Origin of the sequence: Collinsella aerofaciens (assembly GCF_039758815.1) — a bacterium.
Taxonomy (GTDB): domain Bacteria; phylum Actinomycetota; class Coriobacteriia; order Coriobacteriales; family Coriobacteriaceae; genus Collinsella; species Collinsella aerofaciens_BP.
The window spans coordinates 63722-84354 of sequence record NZ_JBDMSK010000005.1; the positions used below are offsets into that span (position 1 = coordinate 63722).

Here is a 20633-nt window from a genome sequence, read left to right on the forward strand (position 1 = left end):
TTCACGATCCCTCCTTTGAGCTTATTGTTTGCGGGACCAGACGCACGGCGCGCAGACGACACGAAGCATCGTCGGCATCCGCAGCAACCGTCACCATATCGACCCAGCCGCGCCCATCGCGCACGATGGCGCCCCATACGTTGCCCTTAATATCGAGATAGCCGCTCAGGGCGAGCTGGGCCGTTGGCACCTCGCGGTAGGCGCGTAACATATCCGCCGCTGCCTCGGTCATCGGTCGGTCCTCGGACCATGCAAGCCGGACCGCAATCGCGTTGTCCTCAGGCGAATCCGTCGCAGTGCCAGACCGCTTGTCGAGCGTCCGCAGAAAGGTTTGCGCCGTGACAGCGACATCCGAATCGTCCGCATCTCGCATCTCATCTTTTTGGGACGCCACCGCCGAATCTGAGCCCGAATCGAAGGCGGCCCCAGGACGCTGCTGCCGCGCGGCGTTAAGCCCCCAAAGCACCGCCGCTATCGCCACGGTCAGGCAAGCAAACACCAGCAGCACCCCGATGGGGCGCTCGCCCTCTACAGGCTGTTGATGCCCTCGCTGATAGCGTTCCATAGATCTTGGACCTTGCCTTTAAATGCAACGATGGCAATAATCGCGATCACCACAAGCACGCCCACCAAAATGGCGTACTCGGTGGTACCCTGCGCGCTCTCCTCCCGCAACAGCTCCTTGGCATGCTGGCGAGCGCGGATCGCCCGGCAAAAAGCCCAGTTCCAAGCCTTGTCAGCAACTTCGACCATCGTGTTCATGTATTCCTCCCTACATCATCCCGCCTGCTCCCAGCAGCGGGCCCAATATGGACAGAAGCAACGCCGGCAAGATGAGCGTGCCGGTGGGAATCAGCAGCTTGACGGGCGCACGCTCGATCTCACGCTCGACCGCGGCGCGATGAGCCGCACGGATCTCGCGACTTTGAGCGGCCAGCGTCTCGGCAAGTGGGGCACCCAGGGCGAGCGCCTGCCCCACCGTGATGGCAAAGGTCTCGAGCGCTCGCACGTCCAGGTCGCGCGCGGCGGCCAACAACTCGTCCTCACGCGTGCCCACGCCCACCTGCCACGCCATGCAGGCCCGCTCAAGGCGAAGAGCCAGCACTGACCGGCGGTTGGCGCAGAAAATCTCAAGCGCCGCATCAAACGAAAGACCGGCCGAAAGGCCCAAGCGCACAACATCGATCATCTCGGACACTTCGCCGAGCGACACTCGCGCCGGGCCGCCCGCTCCAACCGCGCCCTTCACTCGCGCGGTCAGGGCATCGACCACCGAGCGACCCGCGGCAGCGACCAGCACCGCCTCGCGCTTGCAGGTCCCTGCGATCTTGCGCGCATCCGCCCGATCCAAACCCGTCGCGACAAATACACTCAGGGCACACAGGCAAGCCACAACTGCAACCAGGGCGCTCATAGCTCCACCCGCATAATGCGCCGGATAACCACCAGGGCAACGACGTTGAGGGCTAGACCCAGCACCACAGCGCCCGCACCGGCAGGCGTCGCAAGACCGCGACGAAAATCTGCCGAAAGCAGCGCCAACACCGCGCACATGCCCGCCGGCATCGCCGCGACCATATGCGCAGACATGCGAGCCTGCGACGTCTTAACATCCAGGCGGCGCTTGAGCTCAATGCGCTCCCCCACCATGCTCGACGCCTCGGACAGTAAGTCGGCAAGCGGAGCACCGGTGCGCTGAGACACCTTAAGCGCCAAGGTCACAAGCGAAAGGCCGGGGGCGTCGATGCGCACGAGCAAGTCATCGAGCGCGTCGGTCGCCGAGATGCCGCAATCGATCGCCGCCGCTACCCGCAAAAACTCGGTATGTACCGGCTCTTGCGCATGAGCGCCCACAAAGCGCATGCCCTTGGCCAGCGAATGTCCCGAGGCAAGCGACATGGAAAGTGCGGTAAACGCCTCGGGCATGGCCTCTTCTGTATCGTGTTGCTCGCGCCGGCTCTCAAAGCCATCCCGAGCGGCGCCAACGGCAATCGGAACAACAAGTCCCAAGGCAAATCCGAGGGGCGATAACGACACCATCGTTAGTAAAACGCAGCAGACACCGCTCGATAGCAGCAGAAACGCCAAACGCCCCGAAGCATCTTCGATCACGAGGCCAAGGCGATGCGCCGGAGCCAGCGATGTCCACGAACGGGCGATCTTTTTCAGCAGATCGTTTTCCACCAGCTCACGCGGCAGCCCCTCTGCCACCGTCTCGAGCGCCTGACGCGCCAGCTCCGCCGGCGGCACCTGTGGCACACGAGGTTCCGCCCCGCACGCCGTCGCAACAGAAAACCCTGCCAAACCCCCTACGACGAGGGGCACAGCGACCTCCATTCGTCCACCTCCTCTTGTGTGAGCGTCCCCGACCGCAGGCCTTCTGCGATAAACGGCGGCTCGCGGTCAAGCGTCCAGGTGCGCTCGGCGGCATCGAAAGTCACATAGCGCTCGAGCTCTACGCCGCCCGACGCGGCGCGACGCACCCCCGAATACGAGGAGACGAAGCGCCTGCCATCGGCGTGGCGCTCGGACATCACGATGCCGTCGAGCGCCATGGCAATCTGCTCCTCGATGAGCTCGCTCGGCAGATCGATGCCATAACGTGCAAGCAACGTCAGACGCACCACGGTCTCCTGTTCTGAGCCCGCATGAAGTGTGGTGAGCGACCCGTCGTGGCCCGTGTTCATGGCCTGCAACATGTCGCAGCACTCGGCACCGCGCACCTCACCCACCACGATGCGGTCGGGGCGCATGCGCAGGGCATTGGTCACCAGGTCGCGGATCGTCACCGCGCCCTCGCCCTCAATTGAAGCCTCGCGCGCCTCTAGACGCACCACGTGCGGATGATGCGCAAACTTGAGTTCGGCAGAGTCCTCGATCGTCACGATGCGCTCGCCGGTGGAAATCTCGCATGACAACGCGTTGAGCAGGGTGGTCTTACCAGATCCCGTGCCTCCCGCAACCGCCAGGTCCTGTCGCAGCGACACCGCGCACGACAGCAGCTGCGCATACCAAAGCGGCAGCGACCCCAGCCCCACAAGCTCGTCCAGCGAGCAGATGCGGTCCGAGAACTTTCGGATGGTGAGAATCGGTCCGTCAATCGCCACAGGCGGAATCACCGCGTTGACGCGATAGCCCGTTTTGAGGCGGGCGTTGACGATGGGGCTGCGCTCGTCGATACGGCGGCCAAGTGGCGAGATGATGCGGTCGATAAGCACACGGATCTGCTCATCATCCTCAAACGCATGCTCGATGGGGTACAAGACGCCGCCGCGTTCAAAGAAAGCCGAGCGGCAGCCGTTGATCATGATCTCGGTAACGGTGTCGTCCTCGATGAGCGGCTGCAACGGCCCCAGGCCCACCACGTCATCCAAAATCTCGTCGATGATGGTCTCGCGCTCGGACGTCGCGAGATCGGTCGGCTCCTCAACATTGAGCGCCGCCTCCACCGCAGGACGCAATTCCGAGCGGGCAAGTGCCGGGTCGATATAGGCGCTGATACGCGCCACTTCGTCGTAACCCATGCGGTCCATCACGGCGCGCTTGGTGCGTCGTTTCACGGCGCGGCGACGCCCCGCATCTACAGGCGCTGCCGCCGCCGCAGCGCCGGCAGCCTTAATCCTCGTTTGCAGGCTCATCGCTGATCACCCTCGCGCGACCAGGGAAGGCGGATACGCGGGCGTTCGGTGCGCGTTGCACGGTCGGCGACCATATCGCTCCAAGGGCCGACGGCGCACCCCAGTTCCACGAGCATCTCGCGCGTGGCCTCGCGCACGCTGGTCGCAAAAGCGCTGGTCTGCCCCACTGCCTCGTCAGCGCGCCCAAACGCCATGAGCGCGGCGAGATCCTGCCCGCCATCGGCGATACGAATCTTGGAGCTTAACGCACAGGCAATCTCAAAGCGCATGGCGACGTCCTCGTCTGCCCCGCGCGCACCGAACCGGTTGAACACGGCGCTCATGCGCGTGCGCGGCACACCTACTCGACCTGCCAGTTCAATGACGCGCGATGCCGATGCCGCGGACGACACCGCCGCATCGCCAACGACCAGGCAACGGTCGCTCGCCGCCACCGCAGCCGCCACGGCGTCGCCCCAAAAGACCGAGGTATCGATAAAGACCACGTCGGATTCGCGACGCAGAACATCAAGCAGTAGCTCCACCGGACGTGCCATGAGCTCGGCTTGCTCGGGCGCCGCGACGGGACCCCAGAGCGTAACGCCCGGTGCCACGCGCATCGATGTGGCTACGATATCCGGCTCGGTGAGCGTGCCCGCCGCCGACGGCTCGATAAGTGCCGCCATATCGCGCGGAGCATCGACGCCTAACAAGTCGTAAAGGTTTCCAAACATCAGGTCCAGGTCGAGCACGGCGGCACGCAAGCCCAACAGCGACGATGTGTGTGCCATGGTGGCAACGATCGTCGACTTGCCGCAACCGCCCGAACCCGAAATGGCGCAGATGACCGGAGCTCGATGCGGCGAAGCGGCAGCGTCTGCCGGCGGCATCGGAGGCGGCGGGGCGGGCGTCGGTGACAGCGTCCCCGTCTCCCCCGCCGCAACCACACGCTGCGTCCAAGCCGGCATGGCAGCTTGTTCGGTCTGCGAGGCAGGCTCGTTCTGTGCAATCTGCTCATGCTGCATCAGCGACAACTCGCCGCACCCGGCAAAGCCCTCAACTTCGTCGAGTTCATCCGCCAGATTCACGCCGTGCACGTATCCCATATCTACAGCCGGGGAATCGCCAGCATGCTGCGCCGGCCCTCCAGCGTCATCGTATACAAGGGGGTTCCGGGGGCGCCGACCATGCTCGGCTTCCGCTTTTCCATAATCATCAACACGCGGGCCTCTTGTAGCGCGAGGCGCCCCGGGTTCCCTATCAACAAAAGCATCGGGCTCAATCGTCATGCGCCGATCGGAACCAACCGCTCCCTCGCCCGCGCGCCCGTTGCCGCATATACTGTGTGCAGCGATGACCTCGGTCGCCCCCGCGCGAAACAGCCCCTCGATATCCGACGGATCGAGCGCTTCTATCAACACGACCACGCGACTCACGCGGCCTTCGGCCGTCAGGCGCGCAACAGTCTTGCGCACATCTTCGGTATCAAACAGAGACGCCGCGATGATGGCAGCCCCGCGGCGCGACGGAAACGCCCGCGCCATGGAAACCAGCCCGTCCAGGTCACCCACACGAAGCACCTGTGCACCCGCATCACGGCCCTCGACTTCCCGCTGCAACAGCCCGTAATCGCCGCACGCGCAGCACGCAAGCCAGATCGCCTTCATCACTCGTCGCCTCCGCTCTTTTTGTCGCGCGCCGTGGCGGGAATCGTCAAGCTGACCGTTCCCTTGCCCGAGGCGCCCAGCAGTTCCTTGACGTCTTCGGGGTCAGCCGCCAGCGTCACCCATTCGATCTTGCCCTCGCGCGTGGCACCGGAATCCTCACTGGTATCGATCACGTACGCGCCGCACAGCCGATCGGTTACGCCGTCTTTTTGCACGTACACGTCCACGTAGCTGCCCACGCCCGCAGCACCGCCGACCGAGTGCTCGGCATCGACCGCCACCGAAACGGCGACCTTGCCCTTAGGTACCTCGAGCATGTGGCTCTCGGCCTTGGTGTAGACATTGCAGATCACGGCGTTTTTGGGAATACGCGAAGTCGTCACGTCGCCGCGCACCTGGCGTAGCTCGGTCGCCGCGTCACGCGGCAGCAGACTCGTCAGCCACTCCTGGGTTATGACATTGGTCTCATCGAGGGTCTCACCCACATCGATATCGCGCGCCGCGACGCATACCTCGACGCGATCGCCACCGTACTTGGCCAAGGTCTCAGCCTGGACCTGTTCGGCTTGCGAGCGGATCGACGAGCCGTAAACCATGCAGAGCAGAGCAGCGAGCACGCCCGCGACCAGACTGATGGCGATGCGCTTGCTCTTGTTCACGGCCGCTCCTCTCATGGCAGTGCCGGGCGAATGCCCGTACCACCATTGTCTGGGCGGCCAGAGTGCAAAGCGGCGCAATCGCAATCTTGGTTTTCGATGTCAAACCAATCGCTGACCAAAAGCTGACCAGCCCGTCAAGCTCGTGGCAAGGTTTTGGTCAGCACGTCAGCAAACTGCATGTTTCGAGGCTTTTCCGCAGCAAAAAAGCCGTCTCCCGAACAGTTGGGAGACGGCTGTCATAGGAAAAATCAATTACAGATGGACATCGGGATCGAGCATTTGAGCGCTCACGCGCATGGATAACGCCAGATTTTGGAAAGTTTCCAGACGCAGGCTGTCGATCTGCCCGGCGTCCTCGGCCTCGCGAACGGCGCAACCCGGTTCGTGGGTATGCGTGCAGTCGCCAAACCGGCACGCACGCGATGCCTCGACAATCTCGGGGAAGGCGCGTGCCAGACCCCGCTCGTGACCCACGAGCGGCAAACTGCGCAGACCCGGGGCATCGGCGATCACGCCGGCGTCGCCCGGCAGCGCCACCATCACGCGCGCGACGGTAGTGTGACGGCCCTGGTCGTCGCGTTCGCGCACACCGCCGGTCGCCAACGTATCGTGGCCCAGCAGTGCATTGAGCAGCGTCGACTTGCCGGCACCCGACTCGCCCAGAATCATGGCGCAGCTCCCGGCAGGCACGCAGGCACGGACCTCGTCCAGACCGCGGCCCTCGGCAGAAGACGTCACGATCACGCGCACGTCCGGACCCACCAGACGGCGCACGCGGTCCAGATCGCGCTCGAGCTCCCCGGCATCGCAGCGGTCAGCCTTGGTGAGCACCACCACCGGCTCGGCATCGCAGTCGAGCGCCAACACCAGCGAGCGCGCCACACGGTCGAGCAGCACCTCGCCGGCACCGAGCGCCTGCACGATTAGCACGCTATCCACGTTGGAGCAGAGCACCTGGCGCTCTCCGCGGGCACGGCCGCGCCAACGCTCAAAGCTCGTACGGCGCGGCAGTACGCATTCAATCACGCCCATATCGTGCCCGGGAGCGCGGCGCACCGCCACACGATCGCCCACGGCAGGCAGCAGGACCTCATCCCCACCGCGCGACTTGGCAAATCCCACGGCATGCTCGGCGCGGAAGGTATCGTCGGCAGTCGCCACCAGCGGAAACCCACGATCCAAGCGCACCACGGCGCCAAGCTGCATCTGCTCGGGCTCCTCGGCATGTGCGCAGAAATCATCAAAGGCAGCCTGCTGAGCTTCATCGACCGGCAGGTCATCAAACGCCGGAACATCCTGCAGCGCGTCGAGTCCCGGCACGCTTGCCAGCAGCTCCTCAGCAGATGCGGGAGCCTCGGTCGCGAGCTTCCGACGACGATCACGCTTAGCCCGCGCCCCCGTCGTCTTTTTCTTCGCCTTAGCCTTAGCCTTGCCCACAAGCGCCTCCCAGCACCATAAATCACAACTGAGCAGGTATTTTAAATCAAAAAGAGCTGGCCGGGCAAAGCCCGACCAGCTCACAAACTTTCCCTCAGCCCTTTTCATCCGCACGGGAGAAAAGCCAGCAAGGATACCGCAGGGCCCGCCCGCCGGGAGGGGTTTCCTAAGGGCACATCCTTTATTCAAAACGAGCGGCCGAGCAATTGCTCGGCCGCTCACCTTCTTTCCCTCAGCCCTTTTTCATCCGCGCGGGAGTAAAGCCAGCAAGGATACCGTAGGGCCCACCCCGGGAGTGTTTTCTTCTGAGCGATCCCGCAGCGCGAAGCGCGAGGACCAGCGAAGAAGAAAACACGCAGGGGCGGGCCCGGACAGGTTAACTTACTCCTTCTCGACCGCGCGCATGATCGCCTTGTAGATCTCCATAAGCGGGATGATCAGGAAGGCCAGACCCAGCGCGGCAAGAACGCCCTTGAGCTCAAGCGTCACGGGGCCAAAGAACATCTCGGCAAGCGTCGGCTGCACGGTCACGATCACCGTCAGCACCAGTGCCAGCGCGGCGGAAGCCCACAGCCACTTGTTCTGCTTCTTCATGGTGAACAGCGACGCACGACGGCTGCGCATATTGAAGCAGTGGAAAATCTCGACCATGTTGAGCGTGATGAACGCCATCATCACGCCTTCCTCGTCGGCATTGCCGGCGATCATATCGGCGATGTGGATGTAGCCCATGTCAAAGTACACGCCCACAAAGAAGCTCGCCAGCACCAGCACGGTGATGATTAGGCCCTGGACCACGCAGTCCAGACCCATATGTCCGGCAAAGACGCCGTCCTTGGCGTTGCGCGGCTTGCGCTTCATGATGTCGCCCTCGGCGTCCTCCATGCCCAGCGCGAGCGCGGGGAAACAGTCGGTGACCAGGTTCACCCACAGCAGCTGCACCGGCTGGAAGATGGTAAAGCCGATGAGCGTGGCGATGAACACCGAGAAGACCTCGGCAAGGTTAGCCGAAAGCAGGAACTGGATGACCTTGCGGATGTTGTCGTAGATGCGACGGCCCTCTTCGCAGGCACCGATGATGGTAGCGAAATTGTCGTCGGCGAGCACCATGTCGGCGACGTTCTTGGTGACGTCGGTACCAGTAATGCCCATGCCCACGCCGATGTCGGCGCGCTTGATGGACGGGGCGTCGTTGACGCCGTCGCCCGTCATGGCCACGATCTGGTCGCGCGACTTCCAGGCCTCGACGATGCGTGTCTTGTGCTCGGGCTGGACGCGGGCGTACACGCCGTAGTCCTCGATGTGCGCGTCGAGTTCCTCGTCGCTCATGCGATCGAGGTCGGCACCGGTGATGGCATGGCTGCGATCGGTGACGATGCCCAGCTGCTTGGCGATGGCCACGGCGGTGTCGATGTGGTCGCCCGTGATCATGACGGTGCGGATACCGGCATCGTGGGCCTCGCGGATGGCGTCGGCGACCTCGGGGCGGACCGGGTCAATCATGCCGGACAGGCCGCAGAAGACCAGGTCGTGCTCGAGCGCGGCGGGGCTGCAGTCGCTCGGGACCTCGGTGTAGGTGCGGCTTGCCAGCGCCAGTACGCGCAGGGCCTCGTCGGCCATGGCCTTGTTGGCGGCCACGAGCTCGGCGCGACGCTCCTCGGTCAGGGGGACGACCTTATCGCCCTCGTAGATATGGGTGCACAGGCCGATCACCACGTCGGGCGCGCCCTTGGTGTACTGCTCATACTCGCCGTCCAGGGTCTCGACGACCACGGACATCATCTTGCGGCCCGAGTCGAACGGGGCCTCGCCCACGCGCGGGTGCTCGGCAGTCAGGCCAGTAAGACCAGCCTTGCCGGCATCGTTGACGAGCGCGCACTCAGTCGGCTCGCCCACGGCCTCGCCCAGGTCATCGTCCCACTGGGCATCGGAACACAGCGCCATACCGGCCAGGAACTTCTCCTTAGGCGCAGCGAGCTCGTGCTTGACGACGGTCATCTTGTTTTGGGTAAGGGTACCGGTCTTGTCGGAGCAGATGGTCTGCGTGCAGCCGAGAGTCTCGACGGCAGAGAGCTTGCGGATGATTGCCTGGCGCTTGGCCATCTTGGTCACGCCAAGCGATAGCACGATGGTCACGACGGCGACCAGGCCCTCGGGGATGGCAGCGACGGCGAGCGAGACGGCAACCATAAAGGTGTCGAGCAAGGCTGTCGGGTCGGTGAGGACGTTGCCCACGCCGTGACGGATGATGTCGACGCCAAAGATGACGACGCAGATGACGATAACCATGATGGTAAGGATGCGGCTGAGCTCGGCAAGCTTCACCTGCAGCGGCGTGAGCTCTTCCTTGGCCTCGGCCAGGGCGCCGGCGATCTTGCCCATCTCGGTGTTCATACCGGTGCCGACCACGACGGCGCGACCGCGGCCGTATACCACGGTGGAACCCATGTAGCACATGTTCTTGCGGTCGCCGAGCGGCACGTCGTCGGTGCCGGCGGCGAGCTCAATGACGTTGGCATGCTTCTCGACGGGCACGGACTCGCCGGTAAGGGCGGCCTCCTCGATCTTCATCGTGGCGCTCTCGAGCACACGGCAGTCGGCTGGGACGGAGTCGCCCGCCTCGAGCATGATCACATCGCCGGGCACGAGCTCGGCGCTCGGCAGGTGCACGAGCTTGCCGTCGCGCAGCACCTTGGACTGCGCCGCGCTCATCTCCTGCAGGGCCTCGAGGGCCTCCTCGCTTTTAGCCTCCTGGACCACGCCCAGCACCGAGTTGACGATAACGACGAACATGATGATGGCGACATCGGCAAAGTCCGCCTCGCCCTTGACCATGCCCGTGAGCGCGCTGATGACGGCGGCAACGATCAGCATGATGACCATGGGGTCGGCCATCTGCTCAAAGAAGCGCTTCCACAACGGAGTCTTCTCGGCTTCCTCGAGCTTGTTAGGGCCTGTCTTGGCGAGGCGCGACGACGCCTCGTCGTTGCTCAGGCCGAGGTTCTCATCGACGCCCTGGTCGCTGAGCACCTCCGCCGCGGCGGACAGGTATTCCTTTTGCATATAGAGTCCCCTCCTGGGATTCGGGCCACTCAGCAGATTGATGCCCGATCATAATTCCCAGGAGAAGGGCAAGGGCTCATCAAGGCTGCCGTGCTGAGCGGCAGTTGATAGTGGAGCTATGGTACCCCAAAGCAGCGCGTCTAGCCAAAACATTCCAATTGGAAACACGGCTCGAGTGCAACGATGCAGACCGTGTGATGCTCAATATTGATAAAACGTTTTTTCTTCGGCACATCGTTAAACTGAAATATCGCCCAGATAGCAGCGGTCAGAACGGTTGGTAAAGATTTTTCATATACCGTTTTTTCGCAAAAAATGAACTTCTAATTCGGCATACGGTCGATTTTTTGGGGTATTCGGTCGCCATTTCGTTATAATCATCTCAGTTTTATTTCTTATGGTTTATCTATCAGCGCAAGACGATGTCAGATGGAGGTCTGAATGTACAAGCGCACCAAGATTGTATGCACCATGGGTCCCGCCTGCGATAGCGACGAGACCATCCGCGAGATGATTAAGGCGGGCATGAACGTCGCCCGTTTTAACTTCTCGCACGGATCCTACGACGAGCACCACGGTCGCATCGAGCGCGTCCGTCGTATTTCCAAGGAGCTCGGTCTGCCCGTCGGCATCCTGCTCGACACCAAGGGCCCCGAGGTCCGCACCGGCCTTCTGGTCGACGGCAAGAAGGTTGCCGTCAAGACCGGCGATAAGATCGTCGTCACCGCTCAGCCCACGTCCGAGGATTTCCACGGCACCTCTGAGCACGTCTCCCTCGACTACCTGGCTCTGCCCTCCGAGGTCGAGAAGGGCTCCCTTATCCTGATCGATGATGGTCTGGTTGCCCTCGAGGTCGAGTCCGTCGACGGCCAGGACATGACCTGCGTCGTCAAGAACGACGGCCTGATTGGCGAGCGCAAGGGCGTCAACATGCCCAACGTCAACATCTCGCTGCCCGCCATCACCGAGCGCGATCGTCAGGACATCCTCTTTGGCCTGACCGAGAACATCGACTACATCGCCGCTTCCTTCATCCGTGACGGCGAGTCCGTCCGCGGCATCCGCGAGCTTTGCCGCGAGAACGGTGGCGAGCACGTGACGATCTTCCCGAAGATCGAGTGCGCCCTGGGCGTCGAGAACTTCGACGAGATCCTCGAGGCTTCCGACGGCATCATGGTCGCCCGTGGCGACCTGGGCATCGAGATCAAGCCCGAGCTCGTTCCCCACATCCAGAAGGAGATCATCGCCAAGTGCAACGCGGCCTACAAGCCCGTTATCACCGCTACGCAGATGCTCGACTCCATGCAGCAGAACCCGCGCCCGACGCGCGCCGAGGTTGCCGACGTTGCTAACGCCATTTACGACGGCACCGACGCCGTTATGCTCTCTGGCGAGTCCGCTGCCGGTAAGTACCCGGTCGAGGCCGTCAAGATGCAGGCCAGCATTGCTCTCGAGACCGAGAAGTACCTCCCGGCCCACGCTCCGCTCGAGGTTCCGGCCGACGCTCATGGCACCCGCGTTGTTAACAACGTTGTGGGTATGTCCGCTGTGAACATGGCCACCACCGTTGGCGCCAAGTGCATCACCGTGCCGACGACCACCGGTCGTACCGCTCGCCTGATTTCGCACTTCCGTCCCAACATGCCGATCTGCGCGTTCTCCCGCCACGAGTGGGCCGTCCAGCAGATGATCATGTACTGGGGCGTTATCCCGCATCAGGCCGAGATTACCCAGGGCACCGTCAACGGCACGATCGTCAAGGCGATCGAGACCGCTAAGGAGCTCGGCTACGTCGAGGCCGGCGACCTGACCGTCGCTACCGCCGGCGATCCCCGCATGAGCGTCCAGCTCGAGGACAAGGTCTCCTCGACCAACGTCGCTTACGTCGCTCAGGTGCGCTAAATCGTACTTGCGAGCAAATTTGCATTGCAAGGGGCCCGGAAGGCATTGCCTTCCGGGCCCTTTTTCCGTGCGCCGATGTCTACTGTATGGCATGACACGCAACCAACTGCTTATGGCATGCTATGAGATGTGCAGCTCGTTTGCCGTGTTTACGCCATGCGACGGAAGCTGTTGATCAATTGGGGTGAGCTATTCACTGCCGGGCCGGCCGGCTAGCAGCTAGCGATCAGAGGGACTGCGGGGACGTCCGAAGCGGCAACGCGAGCCGCAAAGCCCGCCTCGGTCAGCTCGATGACCTCGGTAAACGTTGCGTCGAAGAATTCCTCGGTTAGCAGGCGGTATGGCGGATGGTCGGGATCGCCGGGGTTTTCGCGTACAATCTCGTGCATGACGCCGATGGTCTTGAGCACATGCTCCTTATGGATGGGATACTGCCCAAAACGCGTCGCCGCAGTATACAGGCGATCGGTCGCGCGCGGAATCGAAACAATGCCGAGCGTCTTGCCGAACCAGTCAAAGTCGCCTTGCTTTTTAATGCGGAACTCCTCGCACGGCTTGCCGCCGTGCGCCTCCAGGTACTGATTCACGCGCGTATTCCATACGGTATCGGCCACCAGATGCGACCAGACACCCAGTGTCAAATCGAGCAACGACTGCGCCACATCTTCGGACGCAAGCGAGAACTCACGAGCGCCGGGACCGACAACCGGCTCAGCATCCCTGTAGCGCTGGGGATAGTGCACGCGATTCAGTCGCTCGCGCTCCTCGATAATCGAGGTCGCCGCGGCTGGCGCACCGGTGGGCGAACTTTTAAGCAACGGTGCCACATAGGTATCCCAGAACTCGTGCTCACGCGGCTTAGGGATAGGCTCGGGCTTGGCAAAGTGCGTAATGCGGTACGGGATGGGATCGGCGATGCCAGGGACCATATAGCCCACGAAAATATCCGGAACCACGCAGCCAAACAAAAAGGCATTGCGGTCGCGCACGCTCTTGGCAAGCGCACCGGTGCGCTCCAGCAAACGCTCCGTCTGAGCGATATGAATGTTCCAGCTTGGCATAGCCACCCCCATAAAAAACCTGGATAACTATACCATCACGGCAAAGCCGCGCGGGCGGCTACGCACGCTCTACGCAGCAACTAGTCCGTAGCACCGCTTTCGGTTCCATACGACGGCGAAGGCGCCTCGACCACATGGTGATATCGATCGATATAGATTGCACGGGCACCCAGGCGTCGCACCAAATCCTGGTGATGTGTGCTCATCAAGACCGTCTTACCCGCCGCGACGTAGGCCAGCAAGAAGTTGACCACGATGTCGCATGAATCCTCGTCGAGCCCATTAGTAGGTTCGTCGAGAACCAAGATATCGGGGTTCATCGATACGACTGCCGCCAGCGCCACACGCTTCTTTTGCCCACCCGAAAGCTGATAGGGCGAGGCATCGACCAGGTCGGCAACTTGAAACAGTTCTATGGCATCGTGCACGCGACGGTCGAGCTCGTCTGCCGGCAGCCCCATCTGCGCGGGACCAAAAGCAACTTCCTCACCCACCGTAGCGCAGAACAACTGGGCGTCGGCATTCTGGAACACAAAGCCCACGCGCTGATGGAACCGCTGGGCCGTCGCGGAATCCTTGAGATATGCCGCATCGACCATACACCCGTCAAACAGGTATGCCCCTGCGTCCGCGAGCTCAAGGCCGTTAATAAGACGCATGATCGTCGTCTTGCCGCAGCCGTTGGGACCTAGCAGGGCAACGAGCTCCCCACGGTTCACCTGCAGCGAAACGCCGTCGACCACCGTATGGCCCGCATAGGAAAACACCACGTCGCGAAATTCGATAAGCGGCGTGATCTCGGCGCCAGCAGCACCGCTCGCACCCATCGCACCATTCGTATCGTTTGCCAAAACGTCGCCCTTCCCTATTCACATCGACGGATCGACCGCCCGCGCTACAGCACCGCGCACAACACGGCGAGCAGCACCACAACGGCCGCGTAAACGGCATCGCGCCAGCCAAAAGAGCTGCGAGCGGGCGTCGGATACGCGCCGGCAAACCCGCGGCACAGCATGGCCTCGTCCATCGCGCGGCTGCATTCCATCGCCTTGATAAACGTCATGCCCATGATACCCGCCAGCGAGTCGGTGCGCGAAAAACACGCAGGCGCGGAACCGACACTGCGCAGCATGACCGATTCGCACAGATCGTGCGCCGTGCGTCCCAGCACCTCGATATGCTTGAGTGCCATATCAAACGTAAAGATAACCTCGTCGGGCAGGTGCAGCATCTTAAGCGCCGCCGACATGCGGCTCCAGGTGAGCGTCCACGAAACACCCAGCACCAGCGACACATTAATGAAGGTCTTGAGCGCGATCTTGAGCATGGCGCCCGTGGCAGAAGCGCCCAGCAGCAGGGCAGGCAGCGCCAGAACCACCGCAAACCCCGTGGCGCCGAGCGCCGGTACAAAAGTCGCCCGCAGCCCGCGCGCGGGCCGCACCGCGACCAGTACCAACGCAATCGCCGCCATGAGCATCAGGTACAGCGGGCTCTGCGTCAGACACACGCACAGGACGCAAACGAGCATCCCCACCAAACGCACCGGCGCCGAAACGGAAGAAAGGGCGCGGTCAATCATCGACCCTCCCTCGTGTGCACCGCCGCCCAGGCGAACCCGCTCAAGCAGGCTCGCCAGGTGCAGGACGTTCTGTTGCATCACGCGATGACGAGCGCCCGTAGGCTCGTAACGCTGCTCGGCCGCAAGCCAGCTAGGCAGCTCGACCGTTGCCATGGGCTCCGCTTTCTTTAACCGTCAGCGAAACCAAGCGGAATACGATGGTGAGCACCGCCACGCCAATCACACCCGAAAGGATATACATGGCAGCCTGACCGGCAAAGCCAAGGCCCTGCTCCTCGGAATAGGCCTGCAGATAATCGCCCGTGGGCAGGGCATCGGCAAAGGTCGGGGTATCGAGACCGACCGAAGCCTGCAGACTGTCATCGCCAGCCTCCTGAACAGCGGTCGCGGCGCCCTCGGCGTCCCACTCACCCCAGGCGTCACCCGTGGCCAGCAGGCCCAGCGGCGTGGCCACGACAAGCACGGCAACCAGGATGAGCGTGGGGACCAGCGAGGCCTTCTTGGCAGCAGCGCCCTCGGCAGCAAGCTGGCCATCGACGGCCTCGGGCCCGACGATGATGCTCGGCGCCGTCTTCTTAATGAAACCGTAGATGGCGGCCGTTGCCACGCCCTCGATCACGCCGGCAACCAGCATATGCGGGATCAACATGGCCGGAATAGCCACGGACAGCGGGAAGGGGCAGTACAGCGGCGCGCCCGAAGCATTGGTAAAGAGCATCGGCTGAATACCAAACTCAATCGCCGCGCACAGGGCCGCCAGGCACAGGCCAACCCAGCCGCTTACGATGGCAGAAACTGAGGTGCCCCAGCTCTTGTCGTGCAGACGGCTGTTGAGCGCGCGGAACACGATAGCAGCGACAAACGGCAGCACAAAGGCCATGTTAAAGCAGTTGGCGCCAAACGACAGAACGCCGCCGTCGCCAAATAGCAGCGCTTGCAGCGCCAGCGCGACCGAGACAGCGATAGCCGCGGCCTCGGGGCCCAGCAGCAGCGCGATGAGCGCGCCGCCAACGGCGTGACCAGTAGTGCCGCCGGGCAGCGGCACGTTGAACATCATGAGCAAGAAGGAGAACGCAGCGCAAATGCCCAAGAACGCCATATGCTCGCGATCGAGCGTGGCGCGCACCTTTTTGATGCAATGGACCCAAACAGGCACCATCGCCACCGCCATGACGGCATCGGTTTGCGGGGACAGGTAATTATCTGGAATGTGCATATACGCCTCCCGATTGCCGGCGCGCAGAATCGCAGCGCCGCATGAACCATTTCGACAGTGTTACGAGTTGGCGAATTCGTAACACCACGCGGGCTATGATAGCAAACGGCGCACTGCCGACAAAGCAGTGCGCCGTTTTGTAATGCGTATGTCACATATGAAGGCTCGTCGGTGCCTTATTCCGAACACCGCGGTCACGCAGAGCCCACAGCAACCGCCATCAGGCCCTACACTCCCGGCGCAAGCCCTAGCCGCGGACCTCGCCGTTTACGCCCTTGCACACCTTGGTGACGATCTTCTGGTGCGCCTTTTCGACCTCTTCGCTGGTGAGCGTGTGGTCGTCGGAGCGATACGTAAGCGCAAAGGCCATGGACTTCTTGCCTGCTCCGATGCGGATGGGATCGCGGTAGACGTCGAACAGGCGCACGCCCTCGAGCAGCTTGCCGCCGGCGCTGGTAATGCGGCGCTCAAGATCCTCGCAGGTCACGGTGTTGTCGACCACGATAGCCAGATCGTGCTCAACGGCAGGGTACTGCGAGAACTCGCGGTAGTTCTCCTGGTTGCGGGCGCCCTTGATCAGCTTGTCCAGATCGAGCTCAAAGGCAACGACGACCTCGTCAATGCCCATAGCCTCGCGCGCCTCGGGGTGGATCTCGCCAACCCAGCCCAGCACGGTACCGCCCGAGAGCACCTCGGCAGCACGACCCGGCTGCAGGAAGGCATAGCCCTCGCCCTCGACGGGACGAAAGCGAACCTTCTCGATGCGCAGCTGGGCGAGCAACTCCTCGACGATGCCCTTGCCAAAGAAGAAGCGCAACTTGCGGTACTTCATGTTCCAGGACCGCTCGCTCCACTGGCCCGAGAGCACGCCCGCCACGGACTTGGTCTCCTTGGGCAGGCTGGCATTCTCGCGACCGTGGAACAGGCTGCCGACCTCGTACAGGTGTACGTTGGGCGTACCGTGCGCCTCGTTGTAGGCCACGGACTGCAGCAGGCCCGGCAGCAGCGAACGACGCATCTCGGTCTGCTCGGCTACCAGCGGGTTCATGAGAACCACGGGGCAGCCGCGGCCCTCGGTGGACATGCCAATCTTCTCCAGGTCGCCCGGGGCGGCAAAGCCAAAGGTCGTGGTCTCGTTGAGGCCACAGGCGCGCAGGATCTCGCCAACCTTGCGGGTAAGCTTCTGCTCGCGCGTCAGACCGCCGATGTGGTTCTTGGCAGCCGGAATGGTCGCCGTGACGCGACCCATGCCCCACAGGCGCAGGACCTCCTCGATCAGGTCGATCTCACGCGGCAGGTCGGGACGGAAGCTCGGCGGCGTGACCATAAAGTCCTCGCCGTCGCGCTCGACGGTGCAGCCCAGGCGGGTGAGCGAGCGCTCGATAAAGTCGGGCTCGATGTCGGCACCGCAGATGGCGTGCACGCGGGCCAGGCGCAGCTTAATGCTGTCGATGGTCTTGGGCGCGGGGAACACGTCGACATAGCCGGGAGCAACCTCGCCGCCGGCGATCTCCTCGATGAGCGCGCACGTCACATTGGCGACGTCCACGCAGCCGGTCTCGTCGACCTGGCGCTCAAAGCGGATGGAGGCGTCGGAGATCAGCGAAAGGTCGCGGCTGGTGTGCGAGGTGCGGCCGGCGTTGAAACAGGCACTCTCGACCATCACGTCAACGGTATCGTCCTCGATCTCGGAATCCATGCCACCCATAACGCCGGCCAACGCCACGGGGCGCTCGCCGTCGGTGATGAGGCCCATGCCGGCGTCGAGCACGCGCTCCTCGCCGTCGAGCGTCGTGAACTTCTCGTCCTGCTGGGCGGCACGAACCACCACACGACGGTGGCTATCGCGCTCGGCAAAGGTGTCCAGGTCAAAGGCGTGCAGCGGCTGACCGGTGAGCATCATCACGTAGTTGGTGATGTCGACGATGTTGTTGTGCGGGCGCACGCCCAGGGCGTTGAGGCGCTTGGCCATCCAGTCTGGCGACGGGCCGACCTTGACGTTGCGCACGATGCGGGCAACGTAGCGGTCGCACAGGCCCTCGTCGGCGATCTCGACGGAAAGCTCGTCGTCGGTCGCGCGGCCGGTCTCGACCTTGATGGCGGGCAGCTCAACGTGGAAATCGCGGTCGAAGATGGCGCCGGTCTCGCGGGCCATGCCGATCATGGACAGGCAGTCGGGACGGTTGGGCGTGATCTCACAGTCGAGCACGGTGTCGCTCGAGCCCACGTACTCGGCAAACGGCATGCCGCAGGGCGTATCCTCGGGCAGGATCATGATGCCGGAGTGGTCGCCACCCAGGCCGAGCTCGCGCGCGGAGCAGTTCATGCCCATGGACACGACGCCGCGAAGCTTGCTCTTCTTGATCTTAACGTCGCCGGGAAGCACGGCGCCAATCATGGCCGTGACGATGTGGTCGCCGGCCTCGAAGTTCTGCGCGCCGCAGACGATCTGCAGCGGAGCGGGATTGCCGTCGGCGTCGAGGTTCTTGTCACCCACGTCGACCGAGCACACATACATGTGGTCGCTATCGGGGTGCGGGGTCTTGGTGAGCACCTTGGCGGTCACCACGTGGTCGAAGGACTCGCCCACGGTGTCGATCGCCTCGACCTCGGTGCCGGTACGGATATATTCGTCCGAAAGGGTCTTGGGATCCTCCGGAATATCGATCATGGTCTTGAGCCAGTCGTAAGAAACGCGCATGTAGCTCTCCTAGTTCTTAATCTCCGCAAAGAGAGGAATATCAAATGAAGACGTTCGCCTTAGGGTTGTCCAGGTGCCCCAGGTTGGCGTGAAAGAGGAGCGACGCGTACTAAAGGTACGCGAGCGACGGTTTGAACGCCAAGATGGGGTGCCTGGGCAAGCCTAAAACTGGTTCAGGAAGCGCATGTCGCCCGTCATCAACGTGCGCAGGTCGGGCAGGTCGTAGCGCAGTGCCGCGACGCGCTCGGCGCCAATACCAAAGGCGAAGCCGGTGTACTTCTCGGGGTCGATGCCGCAGTTGATCAGGACGTTGGGGTCGACCATGCCGCAGCCCAGGATCTCGATCCAGCCGCTGTGCTTGCAGAAGTTGCAGCCCTTGCCGCCGCACACATGGCAGCTCACGTCCACCTCGCAGGAAGGCTCGGTGAAGGGGAAGAAGTGCGGGCGATAGCGCGTCTTGCGATCCTCGCCAAACATGCACTTAACAAAGTAGTCGAGCGTGCCCTTAAGATCGCCAAAGGTGATACCCTCGTCGACGACCAGGCCCTCGATCTGGTTGAACTGCGGCAGGTGGCAGGCGTCGGCCGTGTCGGGACGGTAGACGGTGCCCGGGCAGATCATGTAGATGGGCGGCTTCTGCGACTCCATGGTGTGGATCTGCACGCCCGAGGTCTGGGTGCGCAGCAGCACGTCGGACTCGCCGTGAGCGTGAGCCTCGGGATGCGCGACGCTGCCGGGGTTGTTGTCAACCACATAGAACGTGTCGCGAGCCGAGCGGCTCGGGTGATCCATGGGCGCGTTGAGCGCGGTGAAGTTGTAGTAGGAGGTATCGACCATGGGGCCGGACTCGACGGTGTAGCCGATGCCGCAGAAGATGTCCTCGGCCTCCTCGATGATCTGCTTGATCAGGTGCTGGTGACCGATCTGCGGACGGATGCCCGGCAGCGTGATGTCGACGGCCTCGTGCTCGAGTGCGTGCTTGAGGGCGGCGGCTTTCATCTCGGTGGTGCGCTCGTCGAGCATGCCCTCGATCAGCTGGCGCATCTCGTTGGCGCGTTTGCCCATCATGGGACGATCCTCGGGGGCGAGCTTGCCCATCATGCGCATCAGGCCGGTGATACGGCCCTTGCGACCGAGCAGCTCAACGCGCGCAGCCTCGAGCTTGGCGGCGTCGTCGGCGCTAGTGACGAGCTCCTTGGCCTCTTCCTCGAGTTTGACCAGATCATCAATCAGACTCATGTCTTCCCTTTCGTCTCTCGCACATCCGCGCTCCGGGACGGCTGACGCCGCCCGATGTTGCGGATGCGCGGCCCGGTTCGGCAACAAAAAACCGTCCTCGGGCATGTGCATTGCCCAAGGACGGTTGAATTCCGCGGTACCACCTTGTTTGACCCGACGGATGTCTGGCCCGCCGCGCCCACTCTTTGCCCCTTGTCGCGAGGCTCACGGCTTCCCTACTGGGGACATCGCCGCCGCTGGCCGCGCGCCCGTTGAGGTCGCTGCTCGGAAGTGAACGCTTGGCCCTTGCCACCGCAGGAAGGCTTGCAGCCCATGACCTTCCCTCTCTTGCCGGCGACGCGACGGGCAAAACCCTCTCCGTCAACGCATTGGGCTATAGGATAACACATTCTACGAGCATATCGCCGCGTTCCGTTTTGTTCGCGCTGGGTACAAGGCAGGTAGCTGTGCAAACTGGCCGCGCGCCCACCCGAGGCGCTCGGCCTGCGAGAT

Annotated in this window: 16 protein-coding genes; 1 reads left to right on the top strand and 15 read right to left on the bottom strand. The window is 63.0% G+C overall.

Features of this window, described 5'->3' with window-relative positions:
- Window position 1: 1 nt before the first annotated feature.
- The 9 genes from ABHT90_RS04360 to ABHT90_RS04400 all read right to left on the bottom strand — a co-directional run bounded on the left by ABHT90_RS04360 (window position 2) and on the right by ABHT90_RS04400 (window position 10443).
- Window positions 2–565, bottom strand: a complete 564-nt coding sequence (locus ABHT90_RS04360) for a hypothetical protein (RefSeq protein WP_346981744.1) — start codon at window positions 563–565, stop codon at window positions 2–4.
- On the bottom strand, window positions 529–762 hold the full coding sequence (locus ABHT90_RS04365; protein ID WP_118288839.1) for a Flp family type IVb pilin: 234 nt from the start codon (window positions 760–762) through the stop codon (window positions 529–531). The genes ABHT90_RS04360 and ABHT90_RS04365 overlap by 37 nt, the downstream gene beginning before the upstream one ends.
- A 10-nt stretch (window positions 763–772) precedes the next feature.
- Complete coding sequence (locus ABHT90_RS04370; protein WP_346981745.1) at window positions 773–1414, bottom strand: type II secretion system F family protein; 642 nt, start codon at window positions 1412–1414, stop codon at window positions 773–775.
- Window positions 1411–2259 (bottom strand): type II secretion system F family protein, encoded by an 849-nt coding sequence (locus ABHT90_RS04375; RefSeq protein WP_346981746.1) that lies wholly within the window; start codon window positions 2257–2259, stop codon window positions 1411–1413. The genes ABHT90_RS04370 and ABHT90_RS04375 overlap by 4 nt, the downstream gene beginning before the upstream one ends.
- A gap of 50 nt (window positions 2260–2309) precedes the next feature.
- Window positions 2310–3638: a TadA family conjugal transfer-associated ATPase gene (locus ABHT90_RS04380; RefSeq protein ID WP_161156729.1), complete on the bottom strand. Its 1329-nt coding sequence runs from the start codon at window positions 3636–3638 to the stop codon at window positions 2310–2312.
- On the bottom strand, window positions 3635–5284 hold the full coding sequence (locus ABHT90_RS04385) for a nucleotide-binding protein (protein ID WP_161156731.1): 1650 nt from the start codon (window positions 5282–5284) through the stop codon (window positions 3635–3637). The genes ABHT90_RS04380 and ABHT90_RS04385 overlap by 4 nt, the downstream gene beginning before the upstream one ends.
- Window positions 5284–5943 carry a Flp pilus assembly protein CpaB gene (cpaB, locus tag ABHT90_RS04390; RefSeq protein WP_346981747.1) on the bottom strand — a complete coding sequence of 220 codons (660 nt, stop codon included), beginning with the start codon at window positions 5941–5943 and terminating at the stop codon, window positions 5284–5286. Before cpaB ends, ABHT90_RS04385 begins: the two co-directional genes overlap by 1 nt.
- A 252-nt stretch (window positions 5944–6195) precedes the next feature.
- Window positions 6196–7149 carry a ribosome small subunit-dependent GTPase A gene (gene rsgA / locus ABHT90_RS04395; RefSeq protein WP_430393364.1) on the bottom strand — a complete coding sequence of 318 codons (954 nt, stop codon included), beginning with the start codon at window positions 7147–7149 and terminating at the stop codon, window positions 6196–6198.
- A gap of 612 nt (window positions 7150–7761) precedes the next feature.
- Window positions 7762–10443 (bottom strand): cation-translocating P-type ATPase, encoded by a 2682-nt coding sequence (locus tag ABHT90_RS04400; RefSeq protein ID WP_346981748.1) that lies wholly within the window; start codon window positions 10441–10443, stop codon window positions 7762–7764.
- 441 nt (window positions 10444–10884) lie between these two features.
- On the opposite strand from ABHT90_RS04400, the gene pyk reads away from it, so the two are divergent.
- Window positions 10885–12345 (top strand): pyruvate kinase, encoded by a 1461-nt coding sequence (pyk, locus tag ABHT90_RS04405; RefSeq protein WP_346981749.1) that lies wholly within the window; start codon window positions 10885–10887, stop codon window positions 12343–12345.
- Window positions 12346–12557: 212 nt separating this feature from the next.
- Here pyk and ABHT90_RS04410 read toward each other — a convergent pair whose 3' ends face one another.
- The 6 genes from ABHT90_RS04410 to pheS form a co-directional block, all read right to left on the bottom strand.
- Window positions 12558–13406, bottom strand: a complete 849-nt coding sequence (locus ABHT90_RS04410; RefSeq protein WP_346981750.1) for a hypothetical protein — start codon at window positions 13404–13406, stop codon at window positions 12558–12560.
- A gap of 80 nt (window positions 13407–13486) precedes the next feature.
- Window positions 13487–14257, bottom strand: coding sequence for an energy-coupling factor ABC transporter ATP-binding protein (locus ABHT90_RS04415; protein ID WP_161145133.1), 771 nt, complete (start codon window positions 14255–14257; stop codon window positions 13487–13489).
- Window positions 14258–14301: 44 nt separating this feature from the next.
- Window positions 14302–15138, bottom strand: coding sequence for an energy-coupling factor transporter transmembrane component T family protein (locus tag ABHT90_RS04420; RefSeq protein ID WP_346981751.1), 837 nt, complete (start codon window positions 15136–15138; stop codon window positions 14302–14304).
- Entirely contained in the window at window positions 15116–16201 is a 1086-nt protein-coding gene (gene cbiM / locus ABHT90_RS04425; RefSeq protein WP_161145135.1) for a cobalt transporter CbiM, read from the bottom strand. The genes ABHT90_RS04420 and cbiM overlap by 23 nt, the downstream gene beginning before the upstream one ends.
- Before the next feature lie 247 nt (window positions 16202–16448).
- Complete coding sequence (gene pheT, locus ABHT90_RS04430; protein WP_346981752.1) at window positions 16449–18902, bottom strand: phenylalanine--tRNA ligase subunit beta; 2454 nt, start codon at window positions 18900–18902, stop codon at window positions 16449–16451.
- A 162-nt stretch (window positions 18903–19064) separates the two neighbouring features.
- Entirely contained in the window at window positions 19065–20141 is a 1077-nt protein-coding gene (gene pheS, locus ABHT90_RS04435) for a phenylalanine--tRNA ligase subunit alpha (RefSeq protein ID WP_117770495.1), read from the bottom strand.
- Window positions 20142–20633 lie beyond the last annotated feature (492 nt).